The organism is Escherichia sp. E4736, from assembly GCF_005781225.1.
Lineage (GTDB): Bacteria > Pseudomonadota > Gammaproteobacteria > Enterobacterales > Enterobacteriaceae > Escherichia.
In genome coordinates this window covers 70946-96010 of the sequence record NZ_VATT01000015.1, presented here as the reverse complement: position 1 = coordinate 96010, position 25065 = coordinate 70946, and the positions used below count along the sequence as shown (strand labels likewise).

General features: G+C 51.2%; 21 protein-coding genes. 11 read left to right on the top strand and 10 right to left on the bottom strand.

Annotated features, from left to right (window positions below):
• The first annotated feature begins 12 nt into the window (after positions 1–12).
• Positions 13–1605 carry a pyruvate dehydrogenase complex dihydrolipoyllysine-residue acetyltransferase gene (gene aceF / locus FEK46_RS11695; RefSeq protein WP_135560076.1) on the top strand — a complete coding sequence of 531 codons (1593 nt, stop codon included), beginning with the start codon at positions 13–15 and terminating at the stop codon, positions 1603–1605.
• Between the two features lie 324 nt (positions 1606–1929).
• Entirely contained in the window at positions 1930–3354 is a 1425-nt protein-coding gene (gene lpdA, locus FEK46_RS11690; RefSeq protein ID WP_135560124.1) for a dihydrolipoyl dehydrogenase, read from the top strand.
• A gap of 242 nt (positions 3355–3596) precedes the next feature.
• Here lpdA and FEK46_RS11685 read toward each other — a convergent pair whose 3' ends face one another.
• Entirely contained in the window at positions 3597–5450 is a 1854-nt protein-coding gene (locus FEK46_RS11685; RefSeq protein ID WP_135383397.1) for a DUF3300 domain-containing protein, read from the bottom strand.
• A gap of 354 nt (positions 5451–5804) precedes the next feature.
• Between FEK46_RS11685 and acnB the strand changes: the two genes are divergently transcribed.
• Together acnB and yacL are read left to right on the top strand one after the other, a co-directional pair.
• Positions 5805–8402 carry a bifunctional aconitate hydratase 2/2-methylisocitrate dehydratase gene (gene acnB / locus FEK46_RS11680; protein ID WP_135560075.1) on the top strand — a complete coding sequence of 866 codons (2598 nt, stop codon included), beginning with the start codon at positions 5805–5807 and terminating at the stop codon, positions 8400–8402.
• Positions 8403–8577: 175 nt separating this feature from the next.
• Positions 8578–8940: a protein YacL gene (yacL, locus tag FEK46_RS11675; RefSeq protein WP_000384304.1), complete on the top strand. Its 363-nt coding sequence runs from the start codon at positions 8578–8580 to the stop codon at positions 8938–8940.
• Positions 8941–8977: 37 nt separating this feature from the next.
• Here yacL and speD read toward each other — a convergent pair whose 3' ends face one another.
• The 3 genes from speD to FEK46_RS11660 all read right to left on the bottom strand — a co-directional run bounded on the left by speD (position 8978) and on the right by FEK46_RS11660 (position 11107).
• The gene (gene speD, locus FEK46_RS11670) at positions 8978–9772 is read right to left on the bottom strand and encodes an adenosylmethionine decarboxylase (protein ID WP_000734287.1); all 795 of its coding nucleotides are present in this window, start codon (positions 9770–9772) and stop codon (positions 8978–8980) included.
• A 15-nt stretch (positions 9773–9787) separates the two neighbouring features.
• Complete coding sequence (speE, locus tag FEK46_RS11665; protein ID WP_130204953.1) at positions 9788–10654, bottom strand: polyamine aminopropyltransferase; 867 nt, start codon at positions 10652–10654, stop codon at positions 9788–9790.
• A 105-nt stretch (positions 10655–10759) separates the two neighbouring features.
• On the bottom strand, positions 10760–11107 hold the full coding sequence (locus FEK46_RS11660; RefSeq protein WP_014639061.1) for a YacC family pilotin-like protein: 348 nt from the start codon (positions 11105–11107) through the stop codon (positions 10760–10762).
• A gap of 164 nt (positions 11108–11271) precedes the next feature.
• Here FEK46_RS11660 and cueO point away from each other — a divergent pair, with 164 nt between their 5' ends.
• Complete coding sequence (cueO, locus tag FEK46_RS11655) at positions 11272–12822, top strand: multicopper oxidase CueO (RefSeq protein WP_135560074.1); 1551 nt, start codon at positions 11272–11274, stop codon at positions 12820–12822.
• Between the two features lie 46 nt (positions 12823–12868).
• Here the strand turns inward: cueO and gcd are convergent, their stop codons facing one another.
• On the bottom strand, positions 12869–15259 hold the full coding sequence (gene gcd / locus FEK46_RS11650) for a quinoprotein glucose dehydrogenase (RefSeq protein ID WP_135560073.1): 2391 nt from the start codon (positions 15257–15259) through the stop codon (positions 12869–12871).
• A 205-nt stretch (positions 15260–15464) separates the two neighbouring features.
• On the opposite strand from gcd, the gene hpt reads away from it, so the two are divergent.
• Complete coding sequence (gene hpt / locus FEK46_RS11645; protein WP_000683335.1) at positions 15465–16001, top strand: hypoxanthine phosphoribosyltransferase; 537 nt, start codon at positions 15465–15467, stop codon at positions 15999–16001.
• A 40-nt stretch (positions 16002–16041) separates the two neighbouring features.
• Here hpt and can read toward each other — a convergent pair whose 3' ends face one another.
• Positions 16042–16704, bottom strand: a complete 663-nt coding sequence (can, locus tag FEK46_RS11640) for a carbonate dehydratase (RefSeq protein ID WP_130204959.1) — start codon at positions 16702–16704, stop codon at positions 16042–16044.
• Between the two features lie 108 nt (positions 16705–16812).
• Here can and FEK46_RS11635 point away from each other — a divergent pair, with 108 nt between their 5' ends.
• The 4 genes from FEK46_RS11635 to FEK46_RS11620 all read left to right on the top strand — a co-directional run bounded on the left by FEK46_RS11635 (position 16813) and on the right by FEK46_RS11620 (position 20334).
• Positions 16813–17739, top strand: a complete 927-nt coding sequence (locus tag FEK46_RS11635; protein WP_000150638.1) for an ABC transporter ATP-binding protein — start codon at positions 16813–16815, stop codon at positions 17737–17739.
• Entirely contained in the window at positions 17736–18506 is a 771-nt protein-coding gene (locus FEK46_RS11630) for an ABC transporter permease (RefSeq protein WP_064525104.1), read from the top strand. The genes FEK46_RS11635 and FEK46_RS11630 overlap by 4 nt, the downstream gene beginning before the upstream one ends.
• Positions 18507–18610: 104 nt before the next feature.
• Complete coding sequence (locus FEK46_RS11625; RefSeq protein WP_130260735.1) at positions 18611–19051, top strand: PTS sugar transporter subunit IIA; 441 nt, start codon at positions 18611–18613, stop codon at positions 19049–19051.
• Between the two features lie 56 nt (positions 19052–19107).
• Positions 19108–20334, top strand: coding sequence for a polysaccharide deacetylase family protein (locus FEK46_RS11620; protein WP_130260736.1), 1227 nt, complete (start codon positions 19108–19110; stop codon positions 20332–20334).
• 3 nt (positions 20335–20337) lie between these two features.
• On the opposite strand, the gene panD is transcribed toward FEK46_RS11620, so the two are convergent.
• The gene (panD, locus tag FEK46_RS11615; RefSeq protein WP_000621508.1) at positions 20338–20718 is read right to left on the bottom strand and encodes an aspartate 1-decarboxylase; all 381 of its coding nucleotides are present in this window, start codon (positions 20716–20718) and stop codon (positions 20338–20340) included.
• Positions 20719–20991: 273 nt separating this feature from the next.
• Here panD and FEK46_RS11610 point away from each other — a divergent pair, with 273 nt between their 5' ends.
• Positions 20992–21924 carry an Rpn family recombination-promoting nuclease/putative transposase gene (locus FEK46_RS11610; RefSeq protein ID WP_135560072.1) on the top strand — a complete coding sequence of 311 codons (933 nt, stop codon included), beginning with the start codon at positions 20992–20994 and terminating at the stop codon, positions 21922–21924.
• Positions 21925–22005: 81 nt separating this feature from the next.
• Here the strand turns inward: FEK46_RS11610 and panC are convergent, their stop codons facing one another.
• The 3 genes from panC to FEK46_RS11595 form a co-directional block, all read right to left on the bottom strand.
• Positions 22006–22857, bottom strand: a complete 852-nt coding sequence (gene panC, locus FEK46_RS11605; RefSeq protein ID WP_001561429.1) for a pantoate--beta-alanine ligase — start codon at positions 22855–22857, stop codon at positions 22006–22008.
• Between the two features lie 11 nt (positions 22858–22868).
• The gene (gene panB / locus FEK46_RS11600; RefSeq protein WP_135406063.1) at positions 22869–23663 is read right to left on the bottom strand and encodes a 3-methyl-2-oxobutanoate hydroxymethyltransferase; all 795 of its coding nucleotides are present in this window, start codon (positions 23661–23663) and stop codon (positions 22869–22871) included.
• A 112-nt stretch (positions 23664–23775) separates the two neighbouring features.
• The gene (locus FEK46_RS11595) at positions 23776–25059 is read right to left on the bottom strand and encodes a fimbrial-like adhesin (protein WP_276608985.1); all 1284 of its coding nucleotides are present in this window, start codon (positions 25057–25059) and stop codon (positions 23776–23778) included.
• Positions 25060–25065 lie beyond the last annotated feature (6 nt).

Sequence of the window (25065 nt, the reverse complement as noted above, 5' to 3'; positions counted from 1 at the left end):
GGTAAAAGAATAATGGCTATCGAAATCAAAGTACCGGACATCGGGGCTGATGAAGTTGAAATCACCGAGATCCTGGTCAAAGTGGGCGACAAAGTTGAAGCCGAACAGTCGCTGATCACCGTAGAAGGCGACAAAGCCTCTATGGAAGTTCCGTCTCCGCAGGCGGGTATCGTTAAAGAGATCAAAGTCTCTGTTGGCGATAAAACCCAGACCGGCGCACTGATTATGATTTTCGATTCCGCCGACGGTGCAGCAGACGCTGCACCTGCTCAGGCAGAAGAGAAGAAAGAAGCAGCTCCGGCAGCAGTACCCGCGGCTGCAGCTGGCGTGAAAGAAGTTAACGTTCCGGATATCGGCGGTGACGAAGTTGAAGTGACCGAAGTGATGGTGAAAGTGGGCGACAAAGTTGTCGCTGAACAGTCACTGATCACCGTAGAAGGCGACAAAGCTTCTATGGAAGTTCCGGCTCCGTTTGCTGGCGTCGTGAAGGAACTGAAAGTCAACGTTGGCGATAAAGTGAAAACTGGTTCGCTGATTATGATCTTCGAAGTTGAAGGCGCAGCGCCTGCGGCAGCTCCAGCGAAACAGGAAGCGGCAGCGCCGGCTCCGGCAGCAAAAGCTGAAGCCCCGGCAGCAGCACCGGCTGCGAAAGCCGAAGGCAAATCTGAATTTGCTGAAAACGACGCTTACGTTCACGCGACTCCGCTGATCCGCCGTCTGGCACGCGAATTCGGCGTTAACCTGGCGAAAGTGAAGGGCACTGGCCGTAAAGGTCGTATTCTGCGCGAAGACGTTCAGGCTTACGTGAAAGAAGCTATCAAACGTGCAGAAGCGGCTCCGGCAGCGACTGGCGGCGGTATCCCTGGCATGTTGCCGTGGCCGAAGGTGGACTTCAGCAAGTTTGGTGAAATCGAAGAAGTGGAACTGGGCCGCATTCAGAAAATTTCTGGTGCTAACCTGAGCCGTAACTGGGTGATGATCCCGCACGTTACCCACTTCGACAAAACCGATATCACCGAGCTGGAAGCGTTCCGTAAACAGCAGAACGAAGAAGCAGCGAAACGTAAGCTGGATGTGAAGATAACCCCAGTTGTCTTCATCATGAAAGCCGTTGCTGCAGCTCTTGAGCAGATGCCTCGCTTCAACAGTTCGCTGTCGGAAGACGGTCAGCGTCTGACCCTGAAGAAATACATCAACATCGGTGTGGCGGTGGATACCCCGAACGGTCTGGTAGTTCCGGTATTCAAAGACGTCAACAAGAAAGGCATCATCGAGCTGTCTCGCGAGCTGATGACTATTTCTAAGAAAGCGCGTGACGGTAAGCTGACTGCGGGCGAAATGCAGGGCGGTTGCTTTACCATCTCCAGCATCGGCGGCCTGGGTACTACCCACTTCGCGCCGATTGTGAATGCGCCGGAAGTGGCTATCCTCGGCGTTTCCAAGTCCGCGATGGAGCCGGTGTGGAATGGTAAAGAGTTCGTGCCGCGTCTGATGCTGCCGATTTCTCTCTCCTTCGACCACCGCGTGATCGACGGTGCTGATGGTGCCCGTTTCATTACCATCATTAACAACACGCTGTCTGATATTCGCCGTCTGGTGATGTAAATAAAAGAGCCGGCCCAACGGCCGGCTTTTTTCTGGTAATCTCATGAATGTATTGAGATTATTAGCGAATAGACAAATCGGGTGCCGTTTGTTGTTTAAAAATTGTTAACAATTTTGTAAAATACCGACGGATAGAACGACCCGGTGGTGGTTAGGGTATTACTTCACATACCCTATGGATTTCTGGGTGCAGCAAGGTAGCAAGCGCCAGAATCCCCAGGAGCTTACATAAGTAAGTGACTGGGGTGAGGGCGTGAAGCTAACGCCGCTGCGGCCTGAAAGACGACGGGTATGACCGCCGGAGATAAATATATAGAGGTCATGATGAGTACTGAAATCAAAACTCAGGTCGTGGTACTTGGGGCAGGCCCCGCAGGTTACTCCGCTGCCTTCCGTTGCGCTGATTTAGGTCTGGAAACCGTAATCGTAGAACGTTACAACACCCTTGGTGGTGTTTGCCTGAACGTCGGCTGTATCCCTTCTAAAGCACTGCTGCACGTAGCAAAAGTTATCGAAGAAGCCAAAGCGCTGGCTGAACACGGTATCGTCTTCGGCGAACCGAAAACCGATATCGACAAGATTCGTACCTGGAAAGAGAAAGTGATCAATCAGCTGACCGGTGGTCTGGCTGGTATGGCGAAAGGCCGCAAAGTCAAAGTGGTCAACGGTCTGGGTAAATTTATCGGGGCTAACACCCTGGAAGTTGAAGGTGAGAACGGCAAAACCGTGATCAACTTCGACAACGCGATCATCGCGGCGGGTTCTCGCCCGATCCAACTGCCGTTTATTCCGCATGAAGATCCGCGTATCTGGGACTCCACTGACGCGCTGGAACTGAAAGAAGTACCAGAACGCCTGCTGGTAATGGGTGGCGGTATCATCGGTCTGGAAATGGGTACCGTATACCACGCGCTGGGTTCACAGATTGACGTGGTTGAAATGTTCGACCAGGTTATCCCGGCGGCGGACAAAGACATCGTTAAAGTCTTCACCAAGCGTATCAGCAAGAAATTCAACCTGATGCTGGAAACCAAAGTTACCGCCGTTGAAGCGAAAGAAGACGGTATTTATGTGACGATGGAAGGCAAAAAAGCACCCGCTGAACCGCAGCGTTACGACGCCGTGCTGGTAGCGATTGGTCGTGTGCCGAACGGTAAAAACCTCGACGCAGGCAAAGCTGGCGTGGAAGTGGACGACCGTGGTTTCATCCGCGTTGACAAACAGCTGCGCACTAACGTGCCGCACATCTTTGCTATCGGCGATATCGTCGGTCAGCCGATGCTGGCACACAAAGGTGTTCACGAAGGTCACGTTGCCGCTGAAGTTATCGCCGGTCAAAAACACTACTTCGATCCGAAAGTTATCCCGTCCATCGCCTATACCGAACCAGAAGTTGCATGGGTGGGTCTGACTGAGAAAGAAGCAAAAGAGAAAGGCATCAGCTACGAAACCGCCACCTTCCCGTGGGCTGCTTCTGGTCGTGCTATCGCTTCCGACTGCGCAGACGGTATGACCAAGCTGATTTTCGACAAAGAATCTCACCGTGTGATCGGTGGCGCGATTGTCGGTACCAACGGCGGCGAGCTGCTGGGTGAAATCGGTCTGGCGATCGAAATGGGTTGTGACGCTGAAGACATCGCGCTGACCATCCACGCGCACCCGACTCTGCACGAGTCTGTGGGCCTGGCAGCAGAAGTATTCGAAGGTAGCATCACCGACCTGCCGAACCCGAAAGCGAAGAAGAAGTAATTCTTCTTGTGCCGGAACATCCGGTAAATTAAGAAGCGGCTGACCAGGCCGCTTCAGATTGTTGATAAAGTGCTCGTTGTTGATGCCGGATGCGGCGTGAACGCCTTATTCGACCTACAAAATCATGCAAATTCAATATATTGCAGGAGCTATGTAGGCCCGATAAACTTGCGTATCGGGAAATTCGATGTTTGTCATCAGTCTTAAGCGGCTAACTACGCCGCTTTTTTTATGCCTGCAATTTACCTTTCCAGTCTCCTTGTTCCACGCTCAGACAACCGTTCGCGTACCGCTGACCGTTGCTCATTATTCAATCGGGCAGTATGGTTATTGTCGTTCAGACGTTGCGGGCGGCTCTCCTGAATTTTCTCCCGCGCAACTTGACGCTGCTCAGGCGAGGCAGACTGGATACGCTGACGTGCTGCATCTCTTTGCTGTTGATTCTGCGGGCTAGTCTGCATTTTCTCACGGGCCGCCTGACGCTGCTCAGGCGAGGCCGACTGGATACGCTGACGCGCCGCCTCTCTTCGCTGCTGGTTCTGCGGGTTAGTCTGCATTTTCTCGCGAGCCGCCTGGCGCTGTTCAGGCGAGGCAGATTGATAACGCTGACGCGCCGCCTCTCTTCGCTGCTGGTTCTGCGGGTTAGTCTGCATTTTCTCGCGGGCCGCCTGGCGCTGCTCAGGCGAGGCAGGCTGATAACGCTGGCGAGCGGTGTCCTTTTGCTGCTGGGTCAGTGGTTGGTGGCGGCTGAACTCGCGGAAGTCGTCATAATTGCCATAGTGTTCCGCTTCATTAAACCGCTGTGCCGCAGCCTGACGCTGGGTATCTCGCGTAGTGACTGGTGCTGCGTGTGTTCGTTGCTGAAACTGACTTGCTGCCGCCTGGCGCTGGCTGTCGCGCGTTGGGGCAGGTAACTGTGTGGCACTCATGCCGCCTTTAACATCGGTTTGGTGAAACCGTTTTGCCATATCCTGATCATGATAAGGCACACCATCGCGGTAGTTTGGATTGTGCCGCCATGCCATATTCTTGTCAGTAAGATGCTCACCAGTAATACGGTTGAAATTGTTGACGTCGATATTGATGTTGTCGCCGTTGTGTTGCCAGCCATTACCGTCACGATGACCGCCATCGTGGTGATTATAATCATCATCGTCATGATGATGATGGTCATGATCGTCATCGTCCCAGTCGATGCTGCTGAATAGTGCATACGTGGTAGCAACGCCCATGCTGTAGCCAAATCCGCGCACGAAGCTGTCAACAAACGGTTCTCCGGCTGGCGGCGGCAGGTAAACCGGCGGATAAGCGGTATTGGCCCAACTGCCGTAAACCACGGTTGGGTTGTAGTTGGGAATATAAACTACATCCGGATTGGCGGGCTCAATGGTTATTACGGTCGGCGCAGGTTCAGCGACGACGGGGCTGGATGTAGAAACGGTATTTGATTGTGTGACAGGGGCGCTGGCGGGCTGATTTGCCGGTACGACTTTTTTCGTTGTCGTGATGACCTTTTGTTCAGTTGATGACTTCAGTGACCCGGTTTGTTGCGCCAGTTGCCGCAAACGTTGTACCGAGTCCATCACATCCTGCGGCTGCGCCAGAAACGCGTCGCCAAGATTTTGTACCCATTGCGGGTTTTCCCCCATCAACGCCATCAATTGCGGAAAAGCCACAAGTGATTTGACGCTGGCATCCCACGGCTGGTCGGACACTGCCTGAATAGCGGCATCACCTTGCTTGAGCGGGTTGTCGTGCGACCACTGCACGGCCTGGGCGACATTTGCCGGATAGGTCGATGCCATCAGCACCTGCGAAAGCAGAGCGTCGGGATATAGCGCGACGGGCGCGACCCATTGATCGATTTGTGCAGTGCTGAATGTAGATTTGACGACGGCAGGCGTTACGGGGGGCGCGGAAACCGTTGCAGGAAGCGTAACCGCGGCAGCGTCAGACACAGCCAGTTGTGTCGATTGCGCTTCCACAGGTGCTTCCACTGTGCGGCTTTTTATATATAGCCCGGCAGAGGCGGCACAAAGCCCGGCACTGCAAATTAGCGCCAGCACATGGGGTTTAAACGGCAAAATCATTTTCATAATTCGGATCTCAAGGAAATCGCAATGGTCGGCGAACTGCCACCCGCAGGTGCTGTGAATCCGAGTATAAAGAGGCAGTAGTTTAAATTTTGACTAATCTTGGGATTCGTTGAGAAAGGTGATTATCACAATGCAAATTAACGAAGTTTTTACGGAGGGAAACAATCTCTAGACCATCCTTAACGATTCAGCCACTTTTTTATGTTGCTTTTTTGTAAACAGATTAACACATCGTCAAAATCCTGCTATTCTGCCCGTTGCGGTACTGGGCATTTACCCTACAAACTGCTGTCTCACAGGAGCGTGAAGAGAATCGCCTGCCGCACTATGACAATGAGAGCGAGGAGAACCGTCGTGCTAGAAGAATACCGTAAGCACGTAGCTGAGCGTGCCGCTGAGGGGATTGCGCCCAAACCCCTGGATGCAAACCAAATGGCCGCGCTTGTAGAGCTGCTGAAAAACCCGCCCGCGGGCGAAGAAGAATTCCTGTTAGATCTGTTAACCAACCGTGTTCCCCCTGGCGTCGATGAAGCCGCCTATGTAAAAGCAGGCTTCCTGGCTGCTGTCGCCAAAGGCGAAGCCAAATCCCCACTGCTGACTCCGGAAAAAGCCATCGAACTGCTGGGCACCATGCAGGGTGGTTACAACATTCATCCGCTGATCGACGCGCTGGATGATGCCAAACTGGCACCGATCGCTGCCAAAGCACTGTCCCACACGCTGCTGATGTTCGATAACTTCTATGACGTAGAAGAGAAAGCCAAAGCAGGCAACAAATACGCGAAGCAGGTAATGCAGTCCTGGGCGGATGCCGAATGGTTCCTGAATCGCCCGGCGCTGGCTGAAAAACTGACCGTTACCGTCTTCAAAGTAACTGGCGAAACCAACACCGATGACCTTTCTCCGGCACCGGATGCGTGGTCGCGCCCGGACATCCCATTGCACGCGCTGGCGATGCTGAAAAACGCCCGTGAAGGCATTGAGCCAGACCAGCCAGGCGCTGTTGGTCCGATCAAGCAAATCGAAGCTCTGCAACAGAAAGGTTTCCCGCTGGCGTATGTCGGTGACGTTGTGGGTACGGGTTCTTCGCGTAAATCCGCCACTAACTCCTTACTGTGGTTTATGGGCGATGATATTCCGCATGTGCCGAACAAACGCGGCGGTGGTCTGTGCCTCGGCGGTAAAATTGCACCAATCTTCTTTAACACGATGGAAGACGCGGGTGCACTGCCAATTGAAGTGGACGTCTCTAACCTGAATATGGGCGATGTGATTGACGTTTACCCGTACAAAGGCGAAGTGCGTAACCACGAAACCAACGAGCTGCTGGCGACCTTCGAACTGAAAACCGACGTGCTGATTGATGAAGTGCGTGCTGGTGGTCGTATTCCGCTGATTATCGGGCGTGGCCTGACCACCAAAGCGCGTGAAGCACTTGGTCTGCCGCAGAGCGATGTGTTCCGTCAGGCGAAAGATGTCGCTGAAAGCGACCGTGGCTTCTCGCTGGCGCAGAAAATGGTAGGTCGCGCCTGTGGTGTGAAAGGTATTCGTCCAGGCGCGTACTGTGAACCGAAAATGACTTCTGTAGGTTCCCAGGACACCACCGGCCCGATGACCCGTGATGAACTGAAAGACCTGGCGTGCCTGGGCTTCTCGGCTGACCTGGTGATGCAGTCTTTCTGTCACACAGCGGCATATCCGAAGCCGGTTGACGTTAACACGCACCACACGCTGCCGGACTTCATTATGAACCGTGGCGGTGTGTCGCTGCGTCCGGGTGACGGCGTAATCCACTCCTGGCTAAACCGTATGCTGCTGCCGGATACCGTCGGTACCGGTGGTGACTCCCATACCCGTTTCCCGATCGGCATCTCTTTCCCTGCGGGTTCTGGTCTGGTGGCATTTGCTGCCGCAACAGGCGTAATGCCGCTGGATATGCCGGAATCTGTTCTGGTGCGCTTCAAAGGCAAGATGCAGCCGGGTATCACCCTGCGCGATCTGGTACACGCCATTCCTCTGTATGCGATCAAACAAGGTCTGCTGACCGTTGAGAAGAAAGGTAAGAAAAACATCTTCTCTGGCCGCATTCTGGAAATTGAAGGTCTGCCGGATCTGAAAGTTGAGCAGGCCTTTGAGCTGACCGATGCGTCCGCCGAGCGTTCTGCCGCTGGTTGTACTATCAAGCTGAACAAAGAACCGATCATCGAATACCTGAACTCCAACATCGTCCTGCTGAAGTGGATGATCGCGGAAGGTTACGGCGATCGTCGTACTCTGGAACGCCGTATTCAGGGCATGGAAAAATGGCTGGCGAATCCTGAGCTGCTGGAAGCCGATGCAGATGCGGAATACGCGGCAGTGATCGACATCGATCTGGCGGATATTAAAGAGCCAATCCTCTGTGCACCGAACGATCCGGACGACGCGCGTCCGCTGTCTGCGGTACAGGGCGAGAAGATCGACGAAGTGTTTATCGGTTCTTGCATGACTAACATCGGTCACTTCCGTGCTGCGGGTAAACTGCTGGATGCGCACAAAGGCCAGTTGCCGACCCGCCTGTGGGTGGCACCGCCAACGCGTATGGACGCCGCGCAGCTGACAGAAGAAGGCTACTACAGCGTCTTCGGTAAGAGCGGTGCGCGTATCGAGATCCCTGGCTGTTCCCTGTGTATGGGTAACCAGGCGCGTGTAGCAGACGGTGCGACGGTGGTTTCCACCTCTACCCGTAACTTCCCGAACCGTCTGGGGACTGGCGCGAACGTCTTCCTGGCTTCTGCGGAACTGGCTGCTGTTGCGGCGCTGATTGGCAAACTGCCGACGCCGGAAGAGTACCAGACCTACGTTGCGCAGGTGGATAAAACTGCCGTTGATACTTACCGTTATCTGAACTTCAACCAGCTTTCTCAGTACACCGAAAAAGCGGACGGGGTGATTTTCCAGACTGCGGTTTAATAAGTAAGCGCACGCGCTGCGCATAAACGACACAATGCCCGGTGAATGTGATTCCCGGGCATTTTTTTATCTCTAAACCACCGTCGCTCCGCTGTTTTTCTCCGATAAGGCTGCGATAATTACATCAATGGCGCAATGCGATTTCGGCGCATTGCCGGGAGCAGAGGAACACACTATGGATTACGAATTTCTGCGCGATATTACCGGAGTGGTAAAGGTGCGCATGTCCATGGGGCATGAAGTGGTCGGGCACTGGTTTAATGAAGAGGTGAAAGAAAACCTGGCCTTGCTTGATGAAGTGGAAGACGCCGCGCGCACGCTCAAAGGTAGCGAACGTTCCTGGCAGCGGGCAGGGCATGAGTACACGCTATGGATGGACGGCGAAGAGGTGATGGTTCGCGCCAATCAACTGGAATTCGCTGGCGATGAAATGGAAGAGGGGATGAACTACTACGACGAAGAGAGCTTGTCGCTGTGCGGCGTTGAGGATTTTCTTCAGGTGGTGGCGGCGTACCGTAATTTCGTGCAGCAGAAGTAGGTAAATCAGGCGGAGCCTCCGTGCTCCGCCAGGGCCGTTAAACGGCAGGCATATTGCGCCCGTAATAAATCTCGCGCATTTCTTTCCACAGCGCAGCGGTAATTTCCTGGCGCTCGCTGTCGGTTAAATCTTCCGGTTTGGTGTGGAACATGTAGTGCTTAAGGTCGAACTCTTTAAGCAACATCTTGGTATGGAAGATATTTTCCTGATAGACGTTTACATCCACCATGTCATACAGCGCCTTCATATCGTCAGACATAAAGTTCTGAATCGAATTAATCTCATGGTCGATAAAGTGCTTCATACCGTTAATGTCGCGGGTAAAGCCGCGCACGCGATAATCAATGGTTACGATATCGGACTCAAGCTGGTGGATCAGGTAATTCAGCGCCTTCAGCGGAGAAATCACGCCGCAGGTAGAGACTTCAATATCGGCGCGGAAGGTACATAAACCGCCTTCAGGATGGCTTTCCGGGTAGGTATGTACGCAAATATGACTTTTATCGAGATGGGCAACCACGGTTTCTGGCAGTGGGCCGGGGTGTTCTGTTTTGTCGATAAGTTTTGGGTCGACCGGTTCTTCACTCACCAGAATAGTGACGCTGGCACCTTGTGGTTCGTAATCCTGGCGGGCGATGTTAAGAATATTGGCCCCGATAATGGAACAGGTTTCTGACAGGATTTCGGTCAGACGGTTGGCATTATAGAGTTCATCGATATAAGCAATATAACCGTCGCGTTCTTCGGCAGTTTTGGCGTAGCAGATATCGTAAATACAAAAACTCAGACTTTTGGTCAGATTATTAAAGCCATGCAGTTTCAGTTTTTTCAATTTCTTATCTTCTCCTTAGAGCGCCTGTGAAGCCAGTGCGTCTTGCAGATACTGAGGTAAGGCAAAAGCTGCCGAATGGACTGCCGGATTGTAATAACGGCATTTCAGGCCAGAGGCGAGAAAACGCGCCTGAATAATTTCGGTAGAGAGATGGCGTAAGGCGTCGTTATCTGTCGCCCATGCAAAGGTCATGATGCCGCCGTAATAGGTCGGGATCGCCGCCTGATAAAAGCCAACATCACTGAAGTAATGGCTGAGTTTACGATGGCTGCCGATGGCCTCTTCCTGCTGTAAAAAGCAGACACCGTTTTGTGCGACGAATATACCGCCAGGATTCAGGCAACGTTTGCAGCCTTCATAAAATGCTGAGGTGAACAGACTTTCGCCGGGGCCGATAGGATCGGTGCAGTCGGAGATAATGACATCAAAGGTCTGGCTGGTTTGATTCACGAAATTGACGCCATCGTCGATCACCAGCTTAAAGCGCGGATCGTCGTAGCTACCGGCGTTATGGTTGGGCAAATACTGACGGCAGAACGACACCACGCCCGCGTCGATTTCCACCATCGTGATTGACTCAACGTTTTTATGTCGGGTCACTTCACGCAGCATTGCGCCGTCACCGCCGCCGATAATCAGCACATGTTTCGCGTGACCGTGGGCCAGTAGCGGAACGTGGGTCATCATCTCATGATAGATAAACTCATCGCGCTCGGTGGTTTGTACTACGCCATCCAGCGCCATTACGCGACCAAATGCGGCGTTCTCAAAAATGATCAGATCCTGGTGATCGGTCTTTTCATGATACAGAACGTTATCTACCGCAAAGTACTGCCCAAACTGGTCGTGTAGCGTTTCATGCCACAGTTTATTTTCGGCCATGGGTTGATACCTCCTTTGTTAACACTCGTAAAAAAAGAGCGCAACATAATAGCTAACATTGACCGTGGTTGCACGGTCAATGTTTCTACAAAAAGGTATCAGGGATTATTTGACGTAGGCAAGCAGGCTTAAGGAATCGCGGGCCAGGGCTTTGCACTTTTTCGCGACGGGAATACCGATACCGCTGAGATCGCGGTAGCTGTCTTCACCGAGGGTTTTCATGTCGAAGGTGTCGTAGTTGCTGAGATCCCACTGGTTTTGCTGGGCGAAAAAGACCAGTGCGCGACGAATTTGCCCGTTAGGTAAGTTTTGGTAACCACAATCGTTCTTCAGAAAAACAAAAACTGCCGTTAAATCGGCCATATCTTCGGCTTCAGACTCGCTGAGCGCGTAACTGTTTGCGCAAACGGCCATCAGGCTGCCGAATAACACTGTTCTGAAAAACGTCTTCATTGCTTCTACCAGGACTTAAAGAAGATAAACGTTAGCACACTGTGAGCGAGGCGACGACCATTATTGTCGATTAAATTGTGTCTGCGGCTTGACCTTCCCGTAAGGGGAAGGGCTATGCTCAACGTTTGATTTTGTTTCGCCTGCTTGAGAATAAGGAAATAACTATGCAACGCCGTGATTTCTTAAAATATTCCGTCGCGCTGGGCGTGGCTTCGGCTTTGCCGCTGTGGAGTCGAACAGTTTTTGCCGCAGAACGTCCAACACTGCCGATCCCCGAACTCCTCACTTCTGATGTTCGTGGCCGCATAAGATTATCGATCATGCCAGGTCAGTCCACCTTTGCCGGGAAAACGGCGACCACCTGGGGCTATAACGGTAATCTGTTAGGGCCTGCGGTGAAGTTACAGCGCGGTAAAGCGGTAACGGTTGATATCTATAACCAACTGACGGAAGAGACGACGTTGCACTGGCACGGGCTGGAAGTACCGGGAGAAGTGGACGGCGGCCCGCAGGGAATTATTCCGCCAGGCGGTCAACGCACGGTGACGCTGAACGTCGATCAACCTGCCGCTACTTGCTGGTTCCATCCGCATCAGCACGGCAAAACCGGGCGTCAGGTGGCGATGGGGCTGGCAGGTCTGGTGGTGATTGAAGATGACGAGATCCTGAAATTAATGCTGCCAAAACAGTGGGGTATCGATGATGTTCCGGTGATCGTTCAGGATAAAAAATTTAACGCCGACGGACAGATTGATTATCAACTGGATGTGATGACCGCCGCCGTGGGCTGGTTTGGTGATACGTTGCTGACCAACGGTGCAATCTACCCGCAACACGCAGCACCGCGCGGCTGGCTGCGCCTGCGTTTACTCAATGGCTGTAACGCCCGCTCGCTCAATTTCGCCACCAGCGACAATCGCCCGCTGTATGTGATTGCCAGCGATGGTGGTCTGCTGCCCGAACCGGTGAAGGTGAACGAGCTTCCCGTGCTGATGGGCGAGCGTTTCGAAGTGCTGGTGGAGGTTAACGACAACAAACCGTTTGACCTGGTGACGCTGCCAGTCAGCCAGATGGGGATGGCGATCGCGCCGTTTGATAAGCCGCATCCGGTAATGCGGATTCAGCCGATTGCCATTAGTGCTTCAGGTGCCTTACCTGACGCGTTAAGTAGCCTGCCTGCGTTACCTTCGCTGGAAGGGCTGACGGTACGCAAGCTGCAACTTTCCATGGACCCGATGCTCGATATGATGGGGATGCAGATGCTGATGGAGAAATATGGCGATCAGGCGATGGCCGGGATGGATCACAGCCAGATGATGGGCCATATGGGGCATGGCAATATGAATCATATGAACCACGGCGGGAAGTTCGATTTCCACCATGCCAATAAAATCAACGGTCAGGCGTTTGATATGAACAAGCCGATGTTTGCGGCGGCGAAAGGGCAGTACGAACGTTGGGTTATCTCTGGCGTGGGTGACATGATGCTGCATCCGTTCCATATTCACGGCACGCAGTTCCGTATCTTGTCAGAAAATGGCAAACCGCCAGCGACGCATCGCGCAGGCTGGAAAGATACCGTTAAGGTAGAAGGTAATGTCAGCGAAGTACTGGTGAAGTTTAATCACGATGCACCGAAAGAGCATGCTTATATGGCGCACTGCCATCTGCTGGAGCATGAAGATACGGGGATGATGTTAGGGTTTACGGTATAAAAAGACCGTATTCGGAAATATGCCCGGATCTCTCCGGGCATTATGGTTACTTCACATCATCCGGCAACGCATAAGCCACAATATAGTCGCCCATCTTCGTACCAAATGAACCGTGACCGCCCGCGGAGATCACCACATATTGCTTACCATTCACTTCATAGGTCATCGGCGTTGCCTGACCACCCGCTGGTAAACGGCCCTGCCACAGTTTTTCACCGTTGCTCATGTTGTAAGCGCGCAGGTAGTTATCTGCCGTAGCGGCGATAAACAGCACGTTACCCGCCGTGGAGATTGGCCCGCCCAGCATCGGCATACCCATATTGAATGGCACCGGAACAGGCATCGGGAACGGCATGCTGTCCTGCGGCGTACCAATACGTTTCTTCCACACCACTTCGTTGGTTTTCAGATCCAGCGCCGAGATATAGCCCCATGCTGGCTGTTTACACGGCAGACCAAACGGTGAAAGGAATGGATTGAGCGTGACGCCATACGGTACACCGTACTGCGGCTGAATGCCGGATTCCGTACCCGTACCTTTGGCATCTTTCGGCTGTTCCATCGGATTACCCGGACCGCGCGGGATCAGTTTCGAAACAAACGGCAGTGCCATTGGGTTGGCAATCGCCACTTCACGATTCGGATCAACGGAAATCCCGCCCCATTCGAACATCCCCAGGTTACCCGGGAAGACCAGCGTACCCTGTTCAGATGGCGGGGTGAAAATGCCTTCATAGCGCATCTGGTGGAACATCACGCGGCACACCAGCTGGTCAAACATGGTGGCGCCCCACATATCCGCACCGCTCAAATCTTTCGTCGGACGGAAGCTCAGTTCCGAGAATGGTTGAGTAGGGGTAACGTAATCGCCTTTCGCTGCACCTTGTGGCACTGGTTTTTCCGGGGCCGGAACCACCAGTTCACCATTACGACGATCGAGCACAAAAATGTTGCCGGTTTTCGCCGGAGCGTAAATAACTGGCACTTTCTGACCATTAACGGTGATGTCCGCCAGCGTTGGCTGTGCCGGAAGGTCCATATCCCACAGGTCATGGTGAACGGTCTGGTAACTCCACGCCAGTTTCCCGGTGGTGGCATTCAGCGCCAGAATCGAGCTGGCATAACGCTCCTGTTCCGGTGTGCGATTACCGCCCCAGATATCTGGCGTAGTCACGCCCATCGGCAGATAAACCAGATCCAGCTTCGCGTCATAGGCCGCAGGCGCCCAGGAGTTTGGCGAGTTAAAGGTAAAGGTGTGCTCGTCAGACGGGATTGCGTTCGGATCTTTCGCGCCCGGATCAAAAGCCCATAACAGCTCCCCGGTGTTGACATCAAAACCACGGATCACGCCAGACGTTTCGCGGGTTGAGAAGTTGTCGGTAACTGAACCGGCCATCACGATGGTTTTATCGGTGATAATCGGCGGAGAAGTCGGCTCATACAGACCCGGTTTGGTGTCCGGCATATTGCTTTGCAGATTGAGCACGCCTTTATTGGCGAAGGTTTCGCACAGCTTGCCGTTTTCAGCGTTGAGTGCAATCAGGCGACCATCATTGACCGGAAGAATGATACGACGCGGGCAATCCGCCATCACTTCCGGCGAAGCAGTTTCAGCTTTGGCTTCATGATAAGAGACGCCACGGCAGGTTACGTGCTGGAAAGACTCGTTGGTTTTCAGCTCAGGATCGTAATGCCATTTCTCTTTACCGCTGGCGGCATCGAGCGCAAACAGGCGCTGGTGAGCGGTACACAGGTAAAGGGTGTCGCCCACTTTAATTGGCGTCACTTCATTGGTGATTTCGCCCGGATCGTTCGGCTGTTTCACATCGCCTGTACGGAACACCCAGGCTTCTTTCAGGTTGTGGACGTTATCGGCGTTAATTTGTTTCAGTGGTGAAAAGCGTTGACCTTCCTGATTGCGGCCATAGGCAGGCCAGTCCTGATCGGCAACGGGAGAAATGGCTTCTGCTGGTGTGGTATCGACGCTTAAAGTGCCGTTGATTTCTTGCGGATCGTGAAATCCGGCCCAGGTGAGGATACCGCCGCTAATCAACAGTGCGACTAACAGCGCAGCAACTGCGCCGCCAGAAGGAATGACCAGGCGACGCCAGACAAACGGCAGGATCAGCCAGATGCCGAAGAAGACCAGAATGTCACTGCGCGGAGTCAGCGCCCAGAAGTCGAAACCAACTTCCCAGACGCCCCAAATCATGGTGCCGAGCAGCAGAGCGGCATACAGCCAAAGCGCGGCGCGTTTACTGCGCCACAGCATCCAGGCGACGCCGAGCATCACAAGGCCTGCGATAGGGTAGTACCAGGAGCCGCCAATGGTGACCAGCCAGCCTCCGCCAATGAGAAGATACAGCCCGCAAAGCGCTGCAAATAGGGCGGTTAGCGTGACGAGTAATCGTCGCGAGCCGGGATTGTTAATTGCCATAAAGAAACACCATTTCAATTCATTAATATTTTAGTAGCAATTAATTATAGGTTTTAACATGTGTGATCGTCATCACAATTTGAGCTTTATTAACAGATTCCGCGAATGAATAGTTTTACTGGTATACTGCATGTCTTGCGCTTTGTTGCGGTGCTGAATCCCGCCCGTGCGAAGTGATTTGTTTTTAAATCATATGGTTAGAGATATGAAACATACTGTAGAAGTAATGATCCCCGAAGCGGAGATTAAAGCGCGTATCGCCGAACTGGGTCGTCAGATTACTGAGCGTTACAAAGACAGCGGCAGCGATATGGTGCTGGTAGGTCTGCTGCGTGGCTCATTTATGTTTATGGCGGACCTGTGCCGTGAAGTTCAGGTATCTCATGAAGTCGATTTTATGACCGCCTCCAGCTACGGTAGCGGCATGTCCACCACCCGTGATGTGAAAATCCTCAAAGATCTGGATGAAGATATCCGTGGCAAGGACGTGCTGATTGTTGAAGATATCATCGACTCGGGGAATACACTGTCGAAAGTGCGTGAAATCTTAAGCCTGCGTGAACCGAAGTCGCTGGCGATTTGTACGCTGCTGGATAAACCGTCCCGTCGTGAAGTGAACGTCCCGGTAGAATTTATCGGTTTCTCGATCCCGGATGAGTTTGTGGTGGGTTACGGCATTGATTACGCACAGCGTTACCGTCATCTGCCATATATCGGCAAAGTGATTCTGCTGGACGAGTAAGTGTGAAGTTGCCGGATGTGTTGCATCCGGCATGGCATATTTATTTGTGGTTGGCGTGTTTCAGCTTGAGGTTGGAAATCCCGTGACGGTAACGTTGCTCAAGGGTTTCGCGGTTGGTGGCAGTAACATCCAGATCACGCAGCAAGCCGTCGTGAATGCCGTAGGCCCAGCCGTGAATGGTCACTTTCTGCCCGCGTTTCCACGCTGATTGCATAATGGTGGAGTGGCCCAGGTTATACACCTGTTCCATGACGTTCAGTTCACACAAGGTATCCAGACGGCGCTCTGGCGGCATTTCGCCGAGCAATGAGCTATGTTTGAACCAGATATCGCGGATGTGCAGCAGCCAGTTGTTGATAAGCCCCAGTTCCGGGTTTTCAACTGCGGCTTGTACGCCGCCGCAACCGTAGTGGCCACAGATAATAATGTGTTCAACTTCGAGAACATCCACTGCATACTGAACCACGGAAAGGCAGTTCAGGTCGGTGTGAATGACCAGGTTAGCAACATTACGGTGAACAAAGAGTTCGCCCGGCTCAAGACCGGTTAAACGTTCTGCAGGAACGCGACTGTCGGAACATCCAATCCATAGAAAGCGCGGTTTTTGCGCTTGTGCCAGTTTCTCAAAAAACCCGGGATCCTCTTCCACCAGCATTTTTGACCATAGTGCATTATTGCTGATGAGTGTATCTATGTCTTTCATGGAGGTTAACGACCTGTAACCAAATAATTACGTTTGGCTAATATAGGGCAACTCCGGGACGATTTAAACCACAGATAAAGTGTAAGAACGTAAGGTAAGTAAAAATTTATGACCATTGCACTGGAACTTCAACAGCTTAAAAAAACCTATCCAGGCGGCGTTCAGGCGCTTCGTGGGATAGATTTGCAAGTCGAAGCGGGTGATTTTTATGCGCTTCTCGGGCCGAACGGGGCCGGAAAATCAACCACTATCGGTATTATCAGCTCTCTGGTAAATAAAACCTCCGGGCGGGTCAGCGTATTTGGTTACGATCTTGAAAAAGATGTCGTCAACGCTAAACGTCAGTTGGGACTGGTGCCACAGGAATTTAACTTCAACCCGTTTGAAACCGTACAGCAAATTGTGGTGAATCAGGCGGGGTACTACGGTGTAGAGCGCAAAGAAGCGTACATCCGCAGCGAAAAGTATCTTAAGCAACTCGATTTGTGGGGAAAGCGTAACGAACGTGCGCGCATGTTATCTGGCGGGATGAAACGTCGTTTAATGATCGCCCGTGCGTTAATGCATGAACCTAAACTACTGATTCTGGACGAACCGACCGCAGGCGTAGATATTGAACTTCGCCGCTCAATGTGGGGCTTTTTGAAGGATTTAAACGACAAAGGCACCACCATTATTCTTACCACGCATTACCTGGAAGAAGCAGAAATGCTGTGCCGCAATATCGGCATTATTCAACACGGCGAACTGGTGGAAAATACCTCGATGAAGGCGCTGCTGGCGAAGCTGAAATCAGAAACCTTTATTCTCGATCTCGCACCGAAAAGCCCGTTACCGAAACTCGATGGCTATCAGTATCGACTGGTGGATACCGCGACGCTGGAAGTTGAAGTGCTGCGTGAGCAGGGGATCAACAGCGTATTCACGCAGTTAAGTGAGCAGGGCATTCAGGTATTAAGTATGCGTAACAAAGCTAACCGTCTGGAAGAGTTGTTTGTTTCACTGGTTAATGAAAAACAAGGAGATCGCACATGATGCATCTTTACTGGGTGGCGTTAAAAAGCATCTGGGCGAAAGAGATCCATCGCTTTATGCGTATCTGGATACAGACGCTGGTGCCACCGGTTATCACCATGACCCTTTACTTTATCATCTTCGGTAACCTGATTGGTTCGCGTATTGGCGATATGCATGGCTTCAGCTATATGCAGTTCATTGTTCCGGGGCTGATCATGATGTCGGTAATCACCAATGCCTACGCCAACGTCGCTTCATCATTTTTTGGCGCCAAGTTCCAGCGTAATATTGAAGAACTGCTGGTCGCTCCGGTTCCGACTCACGTCATTATTGCCGGATATGTCGGCGGTGGCGTAGCGCGCGGACTGCTTGTTGGTATGCTGGTGACAGCAATTTCGCTGTTCTTTGTACCGTTTCAGGTGCATTCGTGGGTATTTGTCGCTTTAACGCTGGTGCTCACGGCGGTGTTGTTCTCTCTTGCCGGATTGCTTAATGGTGTGTTTGCCAAAACGTTTGATGACATCAGCCTGGTACCAACCTTTGTGTTAACGCCACTCACGTATTTGGGCGGGGTGTTTTACTCACTGACCTTGCTGCCACCGTTCTGGCAGGGGCTGTCGCATCTCAACCCAATCGTTTATATGATCAGTGGATTCCGCTACGGCTTCCTCGGCATTAATGATGTGCCGCTGGTTACTACTTTTGGTGTGCTGGTTATTTTTATTATTGCGTTTTATCTGATCTGCTGGTCGCTGATCCAGCGCGGACGCGGTCTGCGCAGCTAAGGCTAGTTCCTCTCCTCTGGATTCGGGGGAGAGGAGTTTTGACGACTATCACCCTTTATCAACAATGGTCAGGGTAGACTGATTTTCAGCTAAGGAGGAAGGTAATGTTAGGTTGGGTAATTACCTGTCACGACGACCGGGCGCAAGAGATGTTGGATGCGCTGGAAAAAAAACATGGCGCACTTATCCAGTGCCGGGCGGTGAATTTCTGGCGCGGATTAAGTTCCAATATGCTCAGCCGCATGATGTGCGATGCTCTGCATGAAACAGATTCTGGCGATGGGGTTATCTTTTTAACCGATATTGCAGGTGCTGCGCCTTATCGTGTTGCATCGTTATTAAGCCACAAACATTCCCGTTGCGAAGTGATTTCTGGTGTCACGTTACTGTTAATTGAGCAGATGCTGGCCTACCGTGAAACGTTATCCAGTGCGGAGTTTCGCGAGCGAATTGTCGAACTGGGTGGGCCTGAAGTCAGTAGTCTCTGGCACCAACAACAAAAAAATCCCCCCTTTGTCCTCAAGCATAATTGGTTCGAGTATTAAATCGCATTCCGATTTTGCTACACTAACGGCGCTGTTTCTCGCCTGGTAGTTTTCTCATGATTAAAAAGATTATTTTTTTACTGCTGCTGGTTTCATCTGGTGTCGGCGCAGCGCTTCCCGCGCGTTATATGCAAACCACTCAGGATGCAGCTATCTGGGGAAAAATTGGCGACAAAACGGTAACCGTCGGCAACATTCGCGCCGGGCAGATTATTTCGGTCATCCCAACCGCTGCCGATTATTATGAATTCAATTTTGGTTTTGCTACGGGGTATATTGATAAAGGGCATCTGGAACCTGTACAAGGGCGGCAAAAAGTTGAAGATGGTCTGGGGGATCTGAATAAGCCACTGAGTAACCAAAATCTTATTACATGGAAAGATACTCCGATATACAACGCGCCTGATGCGGGTAGTGCGCCATTTGGCGTGTTGGCCGATAATTTGCGTTATCCCATTATTAATAAATTAAAAGATCGCCTGAATCAAACCTGGTATCAAATTCGTATTGGCGAACGACTGGCCTATATCAGTGCACTGGATGCGCAGCAGGATAACGGTATTCCTGTATTGACCTACCATCATATTTTACGCGATGAAGAGAACACCCGTTTTCGTCATACTTCGACCACGACGTCGGTGCGAGCTTTCAATAACCAGATGACCTGGTTACGCGATCGTGGATATACCACGTTAACCTTGTATCAACTGGAAGGGTATCTGCGTAATTCGTTGAATCTTCCGGCTCGCGCGGTGGTGCTGACGTTTGATGATGGCTTGAAATCAGTGAGTCGTTATGCATATCCCATTCTGAAAGAATACGGTATGAAGGCGACGGCATTTATTATTACCTCTCGCATCAAACGTCATCCACAGAAATGGAATCCGCAGTCATTACAGTTTATGAGTGTTTCTGAACTGCTTGATGTCAGCGATGTTTTTGATTTCCAGTCACATACTCATTTTTTGCATCGGGTAGATGGATATCGCCGACCCATATTACTCAGCCGCAGTGAGCATAATATTCTGTTTGATTTCGAACGCTCTCGCCGGGCGCTAAACCAATTTAATCCTCGAGTCTTGTATCTTTCGTATCCATTTGGTGGATTTAATGACAAAGCGGTAAAGGCGGCAAATGATGCCGGATTTCATCTGGCGGTGACGACCATGAAAGGTAAAGTAAAACCGGGGGATAATCCGTATTTATTAAAGCGGCTGTATATTTTAAGGACAGATTCGCTGGAGACAATGTCGCGGCTGGTGAGTAACCAGCCGCAGGGGTGATTATCAGGCAACCTGTACCGGAATCGCTTTCGCGGTACGTTTCATTTCATTGTCGCCTTCAAAGTAGGCAACGTTGGGGCGCCAGGTACGGGCTTCTGCATCTGGCATAGTGACGAAGCTGGCGATGATGACAATATCGCCGACGCTGGCACAGTGGGCCGCCGCACCGTTGACAGAAATGATTCTCGAACCGCGTTCTGCCGCGATGGCATAGGTGGAGAAACGCTTGCCGTTGGTAACATTCCAGATATCAATGGCTTCGTTTTCGAGAATACCGGCTGCGTCAAGAAAATCCTGGTCAATGGCGCAAGAACCTTCATAGTGCAGGTCCGCATGAGTCACTTTCACGCGGTGGAGTTTGCCCTGCAGCATCGTGCGAATCATAACTTCTACCTTTCTACCCTGTCGTTAACGAAGCAGGCGATGCCTGCTTTGAGGAAATTCTCACGCAGTATTGCCCGATTTTTGATAAGTGTCTACTGATCTGGTGGCATTTGCACCAGCAGTTTGCGTACCGCGCCGAAGCTTGCCATGTAACGCCTGTAACCAATTGAAATTTCTCTGAACGCTGCTCGGTAAACAATAAAGAGGTGGCTGACGACGGCACGCCTTGACTGGATACTGCCTTCACTCAGGGCCACACGGAAGGCAGGGAAGATGGACGCACCGAGTACCACACCGCATGACGCGGTATTTAAACAATTTTTAATGCATGCGGAAACGGCTCGCGACTTCCTGGATATCCATTTGCCAGTGGAATTACACGAACTTTGTGACCTCAACACGCTTCATTTAGAGTCGGGGAGTTTCATTGAAGAGAGCCTGAAAGGACACAGCACGGACGTGCTCTATTCCGTGCAAATGCAGGGCAATCCCGGTTATCTGCATGTTGTGATTGAACACCAAAGCAAGCCGGATAAGAAAATGGCCTTTCGCATGATGCGCTATTCCATTGCTGCCATGCACCGACATCTGGAGGCGGATCACGATAAGCTGCCGCTGGTGGTGCCAATTCTGTTTTATCAGGGCGAGGCCACACCTTATCCGCTCTCAATGTGCTGGTTTGATATGTTTTACTCGCCGGAGCTGGCGCGACGCGTCTATAACAGTCCATTCCCGCTGGTGGATATCACTATCACGCCGGATGACGAAATCATGCAACATCGGCGGATTGCGATTCTCGAACTACTGCAAAAACATATTCGCCAGCGCGACTTAATGTTATTGCTGGAGCAACTGGTCACGCTGATTGACGAAGGGTACACTAGCGGAAGTCAGTTAGTTGCCATGCAAAACTATATGCTGCAACGCGGTCATACTGAACAAGCGGATTTGTTTTACGGTGTGGTGAGAGACAGGGAAACAGGAGGGGAGTCTATGATGACGTTGGCGCAGTGGTTTGAAGAGAAAGGGATTGAGAAGGGAATTGAGAAAGGGATTCAGCTGGGAAGACAGGAAGGGAGACAGGAGGCAAGACAAGAAGAAAGGCAGGAATTCGCCCAGCGTCTTTTGAGTAAAGGGATGTCTCGAGAAGACGTTGCAGAGATGGCAAATTTACCTCTTGCTGAGGTTGATAAGCTGATTAACTAAGTTGTCTACGATATGAACAATCGCTTACAAATATCGTGGCAATGAATAATTGGCGCCATCAGTCGTAGCGCCAGTTAAGTATTACGCCAGCTCGACGATTTTGTTGTCGATCAGGCGAGCATCGCCAAGCCAGGCGGCTACCAGAATTACTGCCCGTTTGCTGTTTTCAGAGACTTCCAGCAGCGTGTCGGCATCGCGAATCTGAATATCATCAGCGCGGAAGCCTTTTTCATTCAGTTCTTGCCCTGCAATGGTAATAATTTCATCGAGATCCCGCTCGCCAGCCTGCAATTTGTCGGCAATCGAACTTAAAACTTTGTACAGACCGGGCGCAATTTTGCGTTGTTCTGCCGTCAGATAACCGTTACGGGAACTCAGCGCCAGACCGTCTTTCGCACGCATAATCGGTACGCCGACAATCTCAATATCGAAGCCCATATCGGCAACCATTTTGCGGATCAGCGCCAGTTGCTGAAAGTCCTTTTCACCGAAGCAGGCGATATCCGGCTGGACCAGGTTAAACAGCTTGCTGACGATGGTCGACACGCCGCGAAAATGTCCCGGACGGCTGGCACCTTCCAGCATGGTCGAAAGGCCAGGAACATCAACATAGGTGTGGGTTTCAGTACCGTTCGGGTAGATCTCTTTTACCGAGGGCGCGAAAACCAGATCGACTTTGCGCTTGTTCAGTTTTTCGCAGTCTTCTTGCAAAGTGCGTGGATAGCGAGCCAGATCTTCCGGGCGGTCGAACTGCATCGGGTTAACGAAAATGCTGACGACTACCACATCGGCGCGGGCTTTGGCTTCGTCGACCAGTTTCATATGGCCATCGTGCAGGTTACCCATGGTTGGCACCAGCGCCACGCGCTTACCTTCCATACGCAGGCGGCGAATTTGCTGACGCAGCAGCGGCAGGGTTTCGATAATTAACACAACGTGACTCCTTAATGGAAACTGTGTTCTTCGCCCGGATAAACGCCGGACTCCACTTCAGCCATATACTGCCGCACAGCCGCGCGGATGTCGCCCGTTTCAGCGAGGAAATTTTTAGCGAATTTAGGAATGTGACCGCCGGTAATGCCAAAGGCGTCGTGCATCACGAGGATCTGCCCGTCGGTGACGTTGCCTGCGCCAATACCAATAACCGGGATCGCCAGTGCATCGGTAATGCGTTTTGCCAGCTCAACCGGCACACATTCCAGCACCAGCAGTTGTGCACCAGCGGCTTCTAAGGCTAATGCATCGCTGAGCAGTCGATCGCCCGCTTCATCGCCGCGCCCCTGTACTTTGTAGCCGCCGAAAATATTCACTGACTGCGGCGTTAAACCTAAGTGACCACATACAGGAACTGCGCGCTCGGTAAGCATTTGTACCGTTTCAACAAGCCACTCACCGCCTTCAATTTTGACCATATTGGCACCGGCACGCATAACCGTTGCGGCGTTTTCAAAGGCTTGTTCCGGCGTGGCATACGCCATAAACGGCAGGTCAGCCAACAGCAGGCAGTTTGGCGCGCCGCGACGTACCGCAGCGGTATGGTAGGCGATATCAGCAACGGTAACTGGCAGGGTGGAGTCATGCCCCTGAACCGTCATGCCCAGTGAGTCGCCTACCAGCATGACGTTAAGTCCTTCATCAGCAAAAAGTTTCGCGAAGCTGTAGTCGTAAGCGGTAATGGTCGCGAAACGTTTTTTTTCCTGTTTGTACTTCTGCAGTAAGGAGATGGTGGTCGGTTTCATAACGTATCCTGATAAATGATGTTGTGCTGTCTGGCATTTTATCAGTCACATTGGTGGGGGCAATGATTTCTCTATTGTGGCACCGCCATTACCAGACGGTGCCACAATGTTATCAGGGATAGGTTACCTGGAATGTACTGGTGGCTTTAAATTCACCGGGTTCGATAGCAATATTCCCGTCTTGCTTTAACGTCGCCTGGAAGTGAAGTGGTTGTGTCGTTCCATTGCCTTTATCTGGGTAAATTCCGTCAGTATTATCATCTTCCTCTTCATAATCTTTATATACAGAGGTTGCGTCATTAGGCTTCAGAGTCATTAAGGCGCTTCTGCTAGTGGCTAATCCTTCAATAAGTACACCGACACCTTTTGCCCCCCCCGTTCCTGTGAGGGTGTTTCCAAGAAGCTGTTTGTCTTCTATGCCGATTTTTGTTGAAACTAATTTTGTTTCGATATTACGAACACGAATACAGTTCTGTAACGAAATGTCAAAAAGAACCGGAGTTGCGCCATTTTTAATTTGTCCAGGACCATATTCTCCCATTTTTACTGTAGAGCCGCTTACATTGGTGCCGCTTAATACTGAAGTAAAACAAGTAGGTAAAGTGATTTTTATATTGACTAAATCAAAATTTATATAAAGGTGATTGCTGTGTTGATTAATACCATCACCAACACCATAAGCCTTGAAAGCATAAAGATAGTCGGATGAGCTTAACAACTGAACCTGTTGGTTTTGTGTCGGGTTGAAAGATGAATCAGTATAAAATTCAACGGTGAGACTCTGCATTAAACCACCAATAGCCCAATATTTACTGGTTGTATTTGCTCTGTCGCAACCTCTTGTCTGAAGATCCACATCATCTATGTAGAATGAAAAGTATTGGTCTGCGCTATCTCCAATATAAATACTATCTCCACTGATATTTGATTTGACCCAGGCTGACCAAATGTTGGAAATTGATAGCGTATAATAGAGTCCCTGAACAGACGTTGAAAATAACTTATGACCCGCGTAAGTTAAATGAGAGTCAATCATTGCATTTTCAATTTTCATCGGTGCCCCACTGGCATTTCCACTGGTATTACAGTAAAGAGTCCCTGTCCCCCCACTCCCTCCCAAACTATCTAGTTGAGACCAAAACAGTTTTACATCAGTTTTGTTAATGCCATCACCGGGAGGTGGTTTATAAAACACCAGATTGTTAGTAATAGTCGCATAACGAAATATTGCTTTTCCGCTTGAAGATGGACCACTAAAGGCATCAACGCCAGCATTATTACCTACAATGAAACTTGTATTGTTTGCGTAAGCTGAGATGCAGAATAGTGTAGTTAGAATTATATAGAAAAATTTAAATAATACGTGCATATAATATGTGGTGGTCTGTGTGTGCATATTGTT

Bases quoted from the DNA above. Each gene is read 5' to 3' on its own strand.
- aceF (WP_135560076.1), top strand. From the start codon at position 13: ATGGCTATCGAAATCAAAGTACCGGACATCGGGGCTGATGAAGTTGAA.
- lpdA (WP_135560124.1), top strand. From the start codon at position 1,930: ATGAGTACTGAAATCAAAACTCAGGTCGTGGTACTTGGGGCAGGCCCC.
- FEK46_RS11685 (WP_135383397.1), bottom strand. From the start codon at position 5,450: ATGAAAATGATTTTGCCGTTTAAACCCCATGTGCTGGCGCTAATTTGC.
- yacL (WP_000384304.1), top strand. From the start codon at position 8,578: ATGGATTACGAATTTCTGCGCGATATTACCGGAGTGGTAAAGGTGCGC.
- speE (WP_130204953.1), bottom strand. From the start codon at position 10,654: ATGGCCGAAAATAAACTGTGGCATGAAACGCTACACGACCAGTTTGGG.
- FEK46_RS11660 (WP_014639061.1), bottom strand. From the start codon at position 11,107: ATGAAGACGTTTTTCAGAACAGTGTTATTCGGCAGCCTGATGGCCGTT.
- cueO (WP_135560074.1), top strand. From the start codon at position 11,272: ATGCAACGCCGTGATTTCTTAAAATATTCCGTCGCGCTGGGCGTGGCT.
- gcd (WP_135560073.1), bottom strand. From the start codon at position 15,259: ATGGCAATTAACAATCCCGGCTCGCGACGATTACTCGTCACGCTAACC.
- hpt (WP_000683335.1), top strand. From the start codon at position 15,465: ATGAAACATACTGTAGAAGTAATGATCCCCGAAGCGGAGATTAAAGCG.
- can (WP_130204959.1), bottom strand. From the start codon at position 16,704: ATGAAAGACATAGATACACTCATCAGCAATAATGCACTATGGTCAAAA.
- FEK46_RS11635 (WP_000150638.1), top strand. From the start codon at position 16,813: ATGACCATTGCACTGGAACTTCAACAGCTTAAAAAAACCTATCCAGGC.
- FEK46_RS11630 (WP_064525104.1), top strand. From the start codon at position 17,736: ATGATGCATCTTTACTGGGTGGCGTTAAAAAGCATCTGGGCGAAAGAG.
- FEK46_RS11625 (WP_130260735.1), top strand. From the start codon at position 18,611: ATGTTAGGTTGGGTAATTACCTGTCACGACGACCGGGCGCAAGAGATG.
- FEK46_RS11620 (WP_130260736.1), top strand. From the start codon at position 19,108: ATGATTAAAAAGATTATTTTTTTACTGCTGCTGGTTTCATCTGGTGTC.
- panD (WP_000621508.1), bottom strand. From the start codon at position 20,718: ATGATTCGCACGATGCTGCAGGGCAAACTCCACCGCGTGAAAGTGACT.
- FEK46_RS11610 (WP_135560072.1), top strand. From the start codon at position 20,992: ATGGACGCACCGAGTACCACACCGCATGACGCGGTATTTAAACAATTT.
- panB (WP_135406063.1), bottom strand. From the start codon at position 23,663: ATGAAACCGACCACCATCTCCTTACTGCAGAAGTACAAACAGGAAAAA.
- FEK46_RS11595 (WP_276608985.1), bottom strand. From the start codon at position 25,059: ATGCACACACAGACCACCACATATTATATGCACGTATTATTTAAATTT.